General features: G+C 26.4%; 13 protein-coding genes and 1 rRNA gene. All 14 read right to left on the bottom strand.

Annotation, left to right across the window (positions count from 1 at the left end; all coding sequences use genetic code 11):
* Positions 1-136: 136 nt before the first annotated feature.
* Positions 137-355, bottom strand: a complete 219-nt coding sequence (rpsR, locus tag GIL12_RS09275) for a 30S ribosomal protein S18 (RefSeq protein ID WP_163470198.1) — start codon at positions 353-355, stop codon at positions 137-139.
* 41 nt (positions 356-396) lie between these two features.
* Positions 397-681 carry a 30S ribosomal protein S6 gene (gene rpsF / locus GIL12_RS09270; protein ID WP_163470197.1) on the bottom strand — a complete coding sequence of 95 codons (285 nt, stop codon included), beginning with the start codon at positions 679-681 and terminating at the stop codon, positions 397-399.
* A 92-nt stretch (positions 682-773) separates the two neighbouring features.
* On the bottom strand, positions 774-1,844 hold the full coding sequence (ftsZ, locus tag GIL12_RS09265) for a cell division protein FtsZ (RefSeq protein ID WP_163470196.1): 1,071 nt from the start codon (positions 1,842-1,844) through the stop codon (positions 774-776).
* 19 nt (positions 1,845-1,863) lie between these two features.
* The gene (gene ftsA, locus GIL12_RS09260; protein ID WP_163470195.1) at positions 1,864-3,132 is read right to left on the bottom strand and encodes a cell division protein FtsA; all 1,269 of its coding nucleotides are present in this window, start codon (positions 3,130-3,132) and stop codon (positions 1,864-1,866) included.
* Positions 3,122-3,814, bottom strand: coding sequence for a cell division protein FtsQ/DivIB (locus GIL12_RS09255; protein WP_163470194.1), 693 nt, complete (start codon positions 3,812-3,814; stop codon positions 3,122-3,124). Before GIL12_RS09255 ends, ftsA begins: the two co-directional genes overlap by 11 nt.
* A 15-nt stretch (positions 3,815-3,829) precedes the next feature.
* Entirely contained in the window at positions 3,830-4,702 is an 873-nt protein-coding gene (locus GIL12_RS09250; protein WP_163470193.1) for a D-alanine--D-alanine ligase, read from the bottom strand.
* 23 nt (positions 4,703-4,725) lie between these two features.
* A complete protein-coding gene (gene murB, locus GIL12_RS09245) occupies positions 4,726-5,565 on the bottom strand; it encodes a UDP-N-acetylmuramate dehydrogenase (protein WP_163470192.1) in 840 nt (279 codons plus the stop codon).
* Positions 5,543-6,916 (bottom strand): UDP-N-acetylmuramate--L-alanine ligase, encoded by a 1,374-nt coding sequence (gene murC / locus GIL12_RS09240; protein ID WP_163470191.1) that lies wholly within the window; start codon positions 6,914-6,916, stop codon positions 5,543-5,545. The genes murB and murC overlap by 23 nt, the downstream gene beginning before the upstream one ends.
* Complete coding sequence (murG, locus tag GIL12_RS09235; protein ID WP_163470190.1) at positions 6,916-7,983, bottom strand: undecaprenyldiphospho-muramoylpentapeptide beta-N-acetylglucosaminyltransferase; 1,068 nt, start codon at positions 7,981-7,983, stop codon at positions 6,916-6,918. Before murG ends, murC begins: the two co-directional genes overlap by 1 nt.
* Positions 7,980-9,299, bottom strand: coding sequence for a UDP-N-acetylmuramoyl-L-alanine--D-glutamate ligase (gene murD / locus GIL12_RS09230; protein WP_163470189.1), 1,320 nt, complete (start codon positions 9,297-9,299; stop codon positions 7,980-7,982). Before murD ends, murG begins: the two co-directional genes overlap by 4 nt.
* A 72-nt stretch (positions 9,300-9,371) precedes the next feature.
* Entirely contained in the window at positions 9,372-10,460 is a 1,089-nt protein-coding gene (gene mraY, locus GIL12_RS09225; RefSeq protein ID WP_163470188.1) for a phospho-N-acetylmuramoyl-pentapeptide-transferase, read from the bottom strand.
* A gap of 9 nt (positions 10,461-10,469) precedes the next feature.
* A complete protein-coding gene (gene murF, locus GIL12_RS09220; RefSeq protein ID WP_163470187.1) occupies positions 10,470-11,750 on the bottom strand; it encodes a UDP-N-acetylmuramoyl-tripeptide--D-alanyl-D-alanine ligase in 1,281 nt (426 codons plus the stop codon).
* Between the two features lie 56 nt (positions 11,751-11,806).
* Positions 11,807-12,373: a D-glycero-beta-D-manno-heptose 1,7-bisphosphate 7-phosphatase gene (gmhB, locus tag GIL12_RS09215; RefSeq protein WP_163470186.1), complete on the bottom strand. Its 567-nt coding sequence runs from the start codon at positions 12,371-12,373 to the stop codon at positions 11,807-11,809.
* Between the two features lie 78 nt (positions 12,374-12,451).
* A 5S ribosomal RNA gene (rrf, locus tag GIL12_RS09210) occupies positions 12,452-12,553 on the bottom strand; the annotation flags it as partial.

Raw genomic sequence — 12,553 nt, 5'->3', positions numbered from 1 at the left:
TAAGAAATAGAATTTTAATTTATAGCAATTTAACAAAAATAAAAATTCCTTCAGCATAAAGCTGAAGGAACAAAAACATTATTTATTTTTTTATTTTTCTCCACCAACACCAGTTGACAAAGAACCCTTTTAAATATTATTTTTCTGTTCTTGTATATGGAATTAAAGCAACGTTTCTAGCTCTTTTAATAGCTTTAGCTATTTTTCTTTGTAACTTTGCATTAGCACCAGTTACTCTAGATGGATTGATTCTTCCTTTATCAGATACAAATCTTTTTAGTAGATCTACATTTTTGTAATTAATTTCAGATGCTTTAACTCTTAGTTTAGCTCTTCTTCTTCTAAAATCAGCCATTTTATAATCCCTCCTTTAAATAAATATTCAATACTTCTCAATTAGTCTTGCTTTACTAGAATATATCTCATTACTGATTCAGTAATGTTAAGTTTTCTTTCTACATCAACTAATTTAGTACCGTCCATTTCTAAAGTAGTTAGTACATAAAATCCTGTTTTCTTTTTTTCAATAGGATAAGCTAACTTTCTTTCTCCCCATTTTTCTGATTTAGCTATTACTGCTCCTGCTTCTGTCAATATTTCATTAACTTTAGCTATTACAGCTTCTCTTGCTTCTTCTAATACAGTTGGGTTAATAATGTACATAATTTCATATTTTCTCATTTTATACCTCCTCCCTATGGTTTTAAGCCCAAATTAAATATTTGAGCAGGGTCCTAGTATTCTAACATACTTTAAATAGTTTTTCAAGTATTTTATTTGTTACTTCTTATCCATGGTGGTAAATCTATATCTTGTTTTTGTTGACTTTCTATCCCCTTATCAGCTTCTCCATTTGCATCTTTTGTATTTTTAGCAACATTTATAAAAGGTTCATTTTTTTCAACTTCATCCATAAAGTTATTTGCAATTATAGTTACTTCTATTCTTTCTTTTAATTCATTATCAATATTAACACCAAACATTACGTCGTCTGCATCTTTACCAGCTGCCTCTCTAACTATATTTGCTATAGATTGAGCTTCCATCAATGTTAAGTCACCTGATCCTGAAATATTTAAAAGTATTTTACTAGCTCCTGATATTGATTTTTCTAACAAAGGAGACATTAAAGCTTTTTCAGTTGCCTTCATAGCTCTATTTTCACCTTCTCCATCTCCAAATCCTAAAACTGCTACTCCTGAATTTTCCATTGTTGTTTTTACATCTGCAAAATCAAGATTTATAAGTCCGTTTCCAATAATAAGATCTGCAACTCCTTTAATCCCTATTTTTAAAATATTATTCGCCTCTTTAAAAGCATTTTGTAATGTTATTGTTTTATCTGGTAATTCAAATAATTTATCATTTGGAATAACAACCAAAGAATCAACATATTGTCTTAATTCTTCTATTCCTCTTTCTGCATTCCCTTTTCTTCTTCCACCTTCAAATCCAAAAGGTTTAGTAACTACTCCAACAGTTAAAATCCCTAATTCTTTTGCCACTTTAGCTATTACTGGTGATGAACCTGTTCCTGTTCCTCCACCCATTCCAGCAGTTATAAATAGCATATCTGTCTCATCTAACAATTGCTTCAATTTTTCAGTATCTTCTTCTGCTGCTTCTTTTCCCACTTCTGGATTAGATCCTGCTCCTAATCCTCTAGTTAATTTTTCTCCCAATTGAATTCTTACATCTGCCAAAGATTTATCTAAATCTTGTGCATCGGTATTGGCTGCTATAAATTCTACACCTGCTACTCCAGCTGTAATCATATCGTTTATTGCATTTCCGCCTCCGCCTCCTGCTCCAAGAACTTTAATTCTTACTATGCTATCCGCCATAAAACTACCTCCTAATAAATTATATAAAATTAGAAAACCACATTTTTATCTTCTTAAATCTTTCTTTCTCTATCTTTTTATTTAATTGTTGTTCTTTATTGTCCTTTTGTATAACATCTTGTTTTAATGCTTTTTCTTCTTTTTCTTTAAGTTTTTTATTTTTTTCTATTTTATTATATTCTTCTTCCATTACTTCTATCAATATTCCTATGCAAACAGACATTTCAGGTCTAGAATCCTCTATTCCTGAAATTGAAATAGGATAGGCTCGTTTAACTGAATAGCCTAAATTTCCTTTTATCCAATCGTAGGTTTCATCTATTCTAGTAACCCCACCTGTTAAGCAAATGCCTTTTCCCAAATAGCCTGTAAAACCAGAATCTTGAATGGTATTTCTTATAAATTTTACAAAATCATCTGTTCTTGCATTTATTGCATCTATAATATTTTTAGTTGATACTTTTCTATTTCCTATAATAAAAGTTTCTTCTAAATCATTTGAAGATATTGCTTTATCCATTATTTTTAAGGCTTCTTCTTTGGATATTTTATATATATATTCTAAATCACTAATATAATGCATTCCCCCTAGGGATAAGGATTTAACGTAAATCATCTTATTATTTTTATAAATTATTATATCAGTTGTTCCTTCTCCAATATCAATTAAAGCAACTCCTTTATCTTTATCTTCAAAGCTTAAAGTAGCTCTAGAAGCTGCATACGCATTGAAACATATACTTTCAATCTCCATTCCTGATCTTATTACAACTTCTTTTAAATCTTCTATATCACTTGATTTAGTTAAAACTAGATGTATATCTCCTTGAAGTTCTTTTCCTGATAACCCCACTGGATTTTTAACAATACCTGCATTATCAACTCTTAAATTGTAGTATTCTTTTTTTAAAATCTCTTCGTCACCATATTTTAATTCCTCTTTTGCTAATTCATATAATTTATTTAAATCTGATTCTTTTATTTCTTTTTCTTCTTCAAAAGTTAATTTAATATTTGTTGTCCTAGAACATACCTTTGTTCCTCCAATACCTAAATTAACTTTTTCAATATTTAACTTCAAATCTTCTTCTATCAGCTCTTTTGCTTTCCTTATACTTTCACTTAAAAGTGCTGGACTTTCTATTATGCTTTTTTTTATCCCTTCACTATCAACTTCCACGTGTTTCAATATTTTTAGTTTAGAGCCATCTTCGCTTAACTCTCCAGCTAACATTTTTATTTTTGAATTTCCTATATCTAGAATAAATTTTAAAATATTATTTCCCATTTTTATCCTCCATATATTTAAGAATATAATCCTTAAATCTAATGTCTATATACTCTATCTTACCATCTTTAGATAAACCAAAATATAAACACTCAGATATGTAATATTTTTTCAGATCTACCTCTAAATTTGTTTTTATTACTGTTCCATCCATTAAAATTATATTTATACAATGTTTATTTTCCATATATATTTGAGAAATCATTTTTTTAAATTGGCTTTTACCTATTTTTTTCATTAATACAATCAGAGGCAAAATTTCTTTTTTAGATTTAACATATATAATTGGAATATTTAATAAACTCTTTTCATTAAGTTTACCACATATTTCTCCATTTTTATCAAGCAAATATATTTCTTTTTTGTATTGTAAGTAATAATCTATTTCTTTTTCTTTTACACTGATCTTCAAAACCCCTATTTTTTTTTTATTTATATTTACTTTTTCTATTCTTTTATCTTTTAAAATTAAATTATCCAAAGAAGCAAAGTCTATAAAATTAACATTACTATTAATAAATGTTTTTCCTATCTCTTTTATTTTAAAAGCTACTCTATTTTCAGCTCCCTCTATCTCTATGGAATTTATTTTAAAAATATCTTTATTTAAAAAACTATTATTTATCTCAGATGTCACTTTAAAAAAACAAAATAAAATTATTAATCTAATAACTAGCTTCAAAATATCACCTATCTTTTATAAAATAGTTTCCTCTATAACTTTTTTTATCAAATCATCAAAAGTATATCCTTGTAATGTTGCTAATTTTGGCACTAAACTAGTTTCTGTCATACCTGGACAACTATTAACTTCTAAAAAATAAAGATCATCTTTTGATAAAATAAAATCACTTCTTGATATTCCTCCCATTTTCAAGCTATTATGAATTATTCTAGCATATTCCATTGCTTTTTTATAGTCTTTATTATCTATTATTGCAGGATATTCATATTCTGTCATACCTTGTGTATATTTTGACTTATAGTCATAAAGACCAGCTTTAGGTTTTATTTTTAACACTCCTAGAGGTTCTCCTAACACAACTCCAACAGTTAATTCTTCTCCTTCTATAAATTGTTCTATTGTAACTTCTTTACCTTTTAATTCTAAAATAGCTTCCTTTACTTTTTCTAGATTGTCACAAATATAAAGACCTACACTTGAACCTTCAATCACTGGCTTTACAACCACTGGAAAAGATTTTATTTCATTAATATTTTCTACCTTATATGTCTTGGGAACTTTTATTCCTTCACTAATTGCTATTTTTTTTGTTAAATCTTTATCCATAGAAATTGCACTACTTATCATAGATGATCCAGTATATTTTTTCCCTATTATATCCAGTAATCCTTGTATTCTTCCGTCTTCTCCAAAGACTCCATGAAGAGCTAAAAATGCAACATCATAATCATTTTCTATAAAAGCTTTTAACATATTATCCTTATTTAGTTCTATTTTATAAGCATCATAACCTTGTCTTAGTAAACTTTTTAAAATTGCTGTTCCTGTTTTTATAGAAATTTCTCTTTCAGAAGAAATTCCTCCCATAAATACACCTATTTTCAAGTTCTCCCCTCCCTTTATAGACATTATTTTAAAATGATAATTTCCTTTTCTAACTTAATTCCAGTTTGTTTATAAACTTCCTCTATTACATTCTCTATTAATTTTATCACATCATCAAATGAAGCTCCCCCGTTATTAACTATAAAATTAGGATGTTTCATAGAAACTTGGGCCTGCCCAATTTTTTTCCCCTGCAATCCTGAATCCATTATCAATCTTGCTGCAAAGAAGCCTTTCGGATTTTTAAATGTACTTCCCAAATTAGGTTTCTCAATTGGATGTTTGCTATTTCTTTTCTCTCTTTTTTCCCTAACTATTTCACTTTTAAATCCTTTTTTTAGAAAAAAATTAACACTTAATATTATCCAATTTTTTTCTTTTATTTCAGTATTTCTATACTCAACTATTAAATTTTTTTTATCAATAATTTTAACGACACCACTACTGTCCATACATTCCACTGATTCAATATAGTCAAATATTTCTTTCCCATAGGCTCCACCATTCATATAAACTATGCCACCAACAGTTCCAGGTATTCCTGCCAACTCTTCAATTCCTGATAAATCATTTTCTTGCAAATATCTAATCAAGCTTCCAAAATCTAATCCTGCTTCTACATTTATTCTATGTTCATCAATTTTTTTTATTTTTTTTAATTTCTTCAATGAAATGAAATCAATATTTAAAAATTTATCATTAAACAATGTATTTGTCCCATTTCCTATTATAAAAAAATTGTCTGATTTTTTTATAATTTCAGGTATTTCTTCTTTAGTTTCGATTTCGATAAAACTTCTAGCTGCTCCACCTATTTTCATATTAGAATGATTTTTCATATTATAATTTTTTGATATTATCATTACTTTTTTTCCCTTCAACTTTTTTGGCAAATCTATGAGCTATTAAAGAGATACTTCCTGCTCCCATAAATATATCTACTTTTTTATTTTCTCCTTTAATTAATTCTTCTTGTAACTCATCTTCTTTTAAAATAATTTTTGAATTTTTATGATTAATTTTATCAGCTAATTTATTTAGGGTTATACCAAAGTCATCTTTTTCTCCAGCACTATAAACTGGTAATAAAATTAATTTATCTGCATTCTCAAAAACTCCCTTAAAACTATCTAATAAAAATTTTATTCTACTAAATCTATGCGGTTGAAATATTGCTGTTATATATTCTTTTTCAATGCTTTTTGCTCCTTCCAATGTTGCTATTATTTCTGTTGGATGATGAGCATAGTCATCAATTATTTTATATTCTTTATTATCTAATAGTATATCATACCTTCTTTTTGCTCCTGAAAAATTTTTAATTTTTTCTTTTATTGTTTCTATTTTTATTCCCATTTTTATAGCCATATAGATAACTGGTAAAGAATTATAGATATTATGTTTTCCTGGAATAGATAATATAAATTCTCCTATTAACTTTCCAAAAATAAAAACGTCAAAATACGTTTTATTGTCTTTAATTTTTATATTTTCAGCATATATATCTGCTTTTTTATCATTAAGGCTATACTGTTTTACTTTTTCAACATTATTAATTTTGTCTATAATTTCTTTTGTGTTTAAACTATCAGAACAAATAATTACTTCTTCCTCTGTTTGCATTGCAAATTTATAGAAAGATTTTTTTATATTTTCTAAAGAGCCATGTTTTTCCAAATGATCTTCCTCAATATTTGTTATCACTGAATATTTCGGGTTCATATATAAAAATGAATTATCACTTTCATCAGCTTCTGCTATAAAATATTGCCCATTTCCATATTTAGAATTAGAATTGATTTCCGACACTATTCCTCCAACTACTATTGTTGGATCTTTCTCTAAAGCAACTGTTGCTAGCATAGAACTTGTTGTTGTTTTCCCATGAGTTCCTGCTATTGCTATTCCTAATTTATCATTTAACAACTTTGCTAATAATTCTCCTCTTTTTAATATTGTTAATTTATCTTTTATCCCTTTAGCATATTCTGGATTGCTTTTCCCTATTGCAGTTGAAACTATAATAGTATCCATTCCATCTATATTTTTTTCATTATGAGAATAATATATTTTTATTCCCATTTTCACCATTTCTTCAGAAAGATTATTTTTTTTTAAATCAGAACCATAAACATTATACCCTAATTTTAACATTATTTTAGCTAAACCACTCATTCCTATCCCGTTTATTCCAATAAAAAATATATTTTTCATTATTTATTCCCCCAAATATCCAAACTTTCTACAATATTAATAGTTGCGTTAGAATGTTTCAACGATCTTATTTTTAATTTCATTTTATCTAACCTACTACTATTTTTTAATAATTCGATTCCTTCCTCAATTGCCTCATTTACATCTTTGTTGCTATATATTATTGCCCCATCTCTTTCTTTCAAGACTATTGCATTCTCATATTGTCCAACTTTAATTGAATTGAAAGGTATCAATATAGAGGGTTTATTTAATTCTATTAGCTCTGAAATAGTTAAAGCTCCTGCTCTACAAATAACTAAATCTGATGCGCTCATTATACTTATCATATTATCAAAGTAAGGTTTTATTACATGACCCTTAATTCTTCCCTGCAATTTTTTTATTATTTCATCATAATTATTTTTTCCTGTAGCCCAGTAGATTTTTATGTTTGGATTCTCAATAAATAAATGCCAGTTTTTAAGAATTCCCTCATTTATACTTTGAGCTCCCAAGCTTCCACCAGTTATTAATATAACTTTTTCTTTTTTTATATTTAATCTTTCCTTTTCTTCTAGAGAAACAATATTATAAATCTCTTCTCTTAAAGGATTTCCTGTAACTTTAAATTTATTTTGATACTTAATAGGGACATCTTCATAGGTTTTTTCAAATGCTAAAAAAGTCTTTTTTACAAATCTATAAAATAATTTATTAACCAACCCTATGCTTGCATTTTGTTCTTGCAAATATACTTTTTTCCCCATTAAAATAGCTGAAAATACTATTGGAAAAGATATATAATTTCCAAATCCAATAACTGCATCTGGCTTTTCTTTATTTATTATTTTAATAGCTTTACTAATTGTTTTTACAAGCTTTATTATTTTAGAAAAAGAATTTAAAGGTGATATATTTAAGCCAATATATTTAAATCCTTCCCTAGGAACCATTTCCTTTTCCATCCTACTTGAACTTCCAACAAAAATTATTTCCACTTCTCTTTTTCTTAATTCTTTAGCTACTGACAAAGCTGGATAAATATGCCCACCTGTACCACCTGTTGTTATAATAACTTTTTTCACAAAATTTCTCCTTGTTTAAAATTTTCCATAACAATTTTCTTAAATACTTCTCCTCTTTCTTCAAAAGACTTAAATTGATCAAAACTAGATGTTGAAGGAGATAATAAAATTATTTCTTTTTCTAATTTAATTTTATTTTTTAAATCTTTTATAGAATTTTCCAATGTATCTAAAGAATTAATTTTTTCTTTATTATAACCTACTTCTATAAGGGAATTTTTTAATCTCTCAGCCATTTTACCAATAAGATAAACTTCTTTTATGTTCTCTTTTATTAATTTAGATAAATTTTCTAAAGGTAACCCTTTATCTTTTCCACCACAAATTAAAATTGCATTCTTGTATGCCTCTATAGCAAATTTTGTAGATTCTAAATTAGTACCCTTTGAATCATTTACAAATATTGTATTATTCCACTTATAAAACCTTTCCATTCTATGTTCTAAAGATTTTGTTTTTGTTAAAAATTCAATTATTATTTCATTTTTAACTTTAAATTCTTTGGCTACTGAAATTATAAATAAAATATTTTCTATATTATGTTTTCCTTTTAAAGATAACAAATTATCTGAAATTAATTTTTCATTATCATATATAATATCTTTACCGTCATAATAACATTTTGCTTCCTCATGATTTTCACCAATTGTAATCCCTAACTTTTTACAATTTAAATTGCTCATTCTTTTTAATAAATTTTTATCATTTAAATTAAGAATAAATAAGTCATTTTTAGTTTGATTTTTAAAAATATTAAGTTTCGTATTGTAATAATCCTCAACTGCTTCATATCTATTTAAATGATCTGGAGACAAATTAACTATTAAAGATATATCTGGTTTAAAAAATTTTATATTTTCCAATTGAAATGAACTACATTCTAATACTATGCAATCTAAGCTTGGTTTTTCCACCACAAGCTCTGCAAAAGATTTTCCTATATTCCCTGCAAAAGCAGTCTTTAATCCAGCTATACTTAATAATTCTTGGATTTTACTAGTAACTGTTGTTTTTCCATTACTACCAGTTACTGCTATTATTTTAGTTTTTAAATTATTTTTCTTTAAATATCTATAAGCTAATTCAATCTCATCTATTATCTCAATATTATTCTCATCACATAATTTTAATAAATTATTATAAGGTACCCCTGGACTTTTTATAAATAAGCTTACTTCTTGAAGCAAGTTTTCTGCTTCTTTAGAAGAAATTCCATTTTTATCATCTACTATTATGGGGATATCCCCTTGTGATTCCAATAACTTTTTTGCTCCTTTACCACTAACTCCGTTTCCAAAAATCATAACTTTATTCAATTTATCCCTCCCAAAAAAATTATTCTTAAAAATTTATGACAAAAACCATGGACTAAATCCATGGCTAGTTAATTATAAAATTCCTCTTAATCTTACTACCCCTAAAGCAACTATTCCAAACAATAAAGAGATTATCCAAAATCTTAATGTCACTTTATTTTCTGGAATATTCATCAGTTCAAAATGATGATGTATTGGAGCCATTTTAAAAATTCTTTTTTTTCTTATTTTATAAGAACCAACTTGTAAAATAACTGATATAGCCTCTACTACAAAAATTCCCCCAATAAGAGGAAGTAATAATTCCTGTTTTAATAGCACTGCTATTACCCCTATTATACCTCCCAAGGCAAGAGAACCTGTATCTCCCATAAAAATCTGGGCTGGATAACAGTTGTACCAAAGGAAAGCTAATCCTGATCCTATAATTGTTGATAAGAAAACCATTATCTCTCCTGCTCCATTTATATAATATAAACTAAGATGATTACTCATTTCAATATGCCCACTAAAATAAGCAATTGTAGCTAGTATAGTGCAACTAATAATCACAGGCATTATTGCTAATCCGTCTAAACCATCTGTTATATTCACAGCGTTTGAAGTTCCATTTACAACTAACATTATAAATATCAACATAAATAAACTTCCTATATATATAAATGAATTATGAATCATCGGATTTATTATTGAAAAATCCAATAAATTGCTAGAAGTTAATCCAAATTCTTTTATAAAAATCCAAACTATTACTGAAATTAGACTTTGGCCAAATAGTTTTTTTCTCCCTGAAAGTCCATCTTTATTAACTGTAAATTTTTTATAATCATCTACAAAGCCTATCAAACTAAATAATATAGTGATTAAAATTAATAATAGTGTAAACTTATTCTTTAAATTCCCAACTATTAAAGTTGTTATTAATGAGCCTAAAATTAATAACACTCCACCCATTGTAGGGGTTCCTTTTTTAGAATAATGTGAAACTGGACCACATTCCCTTATTTTTTCTTTTAATTTTTTTCTTTTCAGATATTTTATAAATGGTTCACCTAATAAAATAACTATTAAAAAAGAAAAAACAAAACCTATAAAAGCTCTTAAATAAATTGATTTTAAAAAATTCATTTTGATGTACGTCATTCCTAAAATATATAACATTAACTTCTCCTATTCTATAATTTTCCAAAGTTGATTAAAATTGGAACCTTTTATTAAAATTAATTTCCCATTAAATTCTCTATATACTATTTCTTTTATTTCAGATTTATCTTGAAATGAGACTATATTACTTTTAGATTTAATTTTATTTAATGCTTTTTCCATTTTTTCCCCGTATAAAAAAACTTTGAAAAAATTTTTCTCTAAGGCGTGTTCTATAACATCTAAATGAAATCTTATTGTTTCTTCTCCTAATTCTTCCATATCTCCAAGTATAACAATTTTATCCTTATCAGATTTCAACTCACTGAAAGTATCCAAAGAATATTTCATTGAAATTGGACTAGCGTTATATGAATCATTAATAAATGTTACCCCTCTTTTTTCAATTTTTTCAAATCTCATTGGAGTTATTTTTATATTTTTCAATCCCTTTTTCACTTGTGAAACTGATAATCCAAGCATTAAAGCCATTTGTATTCCTAATGAGCTACTTATACAATTATGCTTCCCATAAAGATTTGTACTATAAGTTTCTTCATCTAACTTGAAAGAACTACCATTATTTTCTAATTTGTATTTTGATATTATATGTTTGTTCTCCTTATTAAATCCAACACTAATTCCACTTAAAGACTTCAAATAAAAGTCATCTCCAAAAAATAATAAATGTGAATTTTCAACATAATTTTTAACTACGCTTTTTTCTAAAAATACATTTTTTCTATTTAGCATAAATTCCAAATGTGAATCACCAATATTTGTTATTATAGAATAATCTAAACCTGCAATTTCACATAAAACTTTTATTTCTCCAAAGTTACTCATTCCCATTTCTATTATTCCATATTTATCTTTTTCTTCTATCTGCAATATAGAATAAGGAACTCCTATATGATTATTGTAATTTCCTTCTGTTTTTTTTGAACTATAATTTGAATTTATTATTGAATATAATATATCTTTAACTGTTGTTTTCCCATTACTTCCAATAATTCCTATTATTTTAGTTTCTAAATTTTTTCTGTATTCTTTTGCAATAATCTGCATACTTTCAATAACATTCTCTACCACTAAAATTTTTGAATTTTTCTTCCATTTTTCGTTACTGGTAACAACTAGTGAAGCTCCCTTTGTTAATACTTCCTCTATATATTTTTCTCCATTATTTATTGCAAAAAATATATCTCCTTTTTCTACTTTCCTACTATCCATTTGAACTTTTTTTATACATTCAATATTTTCTCTTATATCATATATATTTCCAATAACTTCAAGTAATTTATTCATATTCCATCCTTTTTATTCTATCATTTTTTCCTACTCTCTTACAACCAAAATAAAATTTATTTTTTTTCTTTATTATAAAGTTCCATTGAAAATTCATTTAAATTCTCAAATATACTTATTTTATCTTTTATTTCTTTTTCTAATCTTATTTCATTTTTGTTTCCTAGCAATATGGCATTGACCCCTGCTGAAATTCCAGCCAATACATCTGATATTTTATCTCCAACCATATATGAATTTTTTTTATCAATATTAAATTCCTTTATTCCTTCCACTATCATCCCTGGATTAGGTTTTCTACATTCACATTCCATTTTAAATTTTCCTATTCCTTTAGTTGGATGATGAGGACAATGATAAATTTTTTCTATTTTTATTTGTTCTTTTAAAAGAATCTTACACATATGATTGTTTAGAATATCTAAGTCAGTTTTTGTATAGTATCCTCTTCCTATTCCAGACTGATTAGTTACAATTATTAATGTATATCCTAAATCACTTAATCTTTTTAATGCCTTTATTGCATCAATTTCAAATTCAAAATCTTCTTTTTTATATAGATACCCTTTATCGATATTTATTGTTCCATCCCTATCTAAAAATATAGCTTTCTTTTTATTCATAACTTTATTCCCTTCAAATAAATTTTTATTTTTTTTCTATAGTATATGATATCATATTTTTCCAAAAAATAAAAAAAAGATTGGCAAGTACTTATCCTCCCAGAGGGCTGCCCCCCAAGTACTTTCAGCGTTTATGAGCTTAACTTCTAGGTTCGGTATGTTACTAGGTGTACCCTCATA

Origin of the sequence: Fusobacterium sp. IOR10, from assembly GCF_010367435.1 — a bacterium.
Lineage (GTDB): Bacteria > Fusobacteriota > Fusobacteriia > Fusobacteriales > Fusobacteriaceae > Fusobacterium_B.
This window is presented reverse-complemented; position numbering and strand designations above follow the sequence as displayed.

Bases quoted from the DNA above. Each gene is read 5' to 3' on its own strand.
- murB (WP_163470192.1), bottom strand. From the start codon at position 5,565: ATGATAATATCAAAAAATTATAATATGAAAAATCATTCTAATATGAAA.
- ftsZ (WP_163470196.1), bottom strand. From the start codon at position 1,844: ATGGCGGATAGCATAGTAAGAATTAAAGTTCTTGGAGCAGGAGGCGGA.
- gmhB (WP_163470186.1), bottom strand. From the start codon at position 12,373: ATGAATAAAAAGAAAGCTATATTTTTAGATAGGGATGGAACAATAAAT.
- murF (WP_163470187.1), bottom strand. From the start codon at position 11,750: ATGAATAAATTACTTGAAGTTATTGGAAATATATATGATATAAGAGAA.
- rpsF (WP_163470197.1), bottom strand. From the start codon at position 681: ATGAGAAAATATGAAATTATGTACATTATTAACCCAACTGTATTAGAA.
- rpsR (WP_163470198.1), bottom strand. From the start codon at position 355: ATGGCTGATTTTAGAAGAAGAAGAGCTAAACTAAGAGTTAAAGCATCT.
- ftsA (WP_163470195.1), bottom strand. From the start codon at position 3,132: ATGGGAAATAATATTTTAAAATTTATTCTAGATATAGGAAATTCAAAA.
- murC (WP_163470191.1), bottom strand. From the start codon at position 6,916: ATGAAAAATATATTTTTTATTGGAATAAACGGGATAGGAATGAGTGGT.
- mraY (WP_163470188.1), bottom strand. From the start codon at position 10,460: ATGTTATATATTTTAGGAATGACGTACATCAAAATGAATTTTTTAAAA.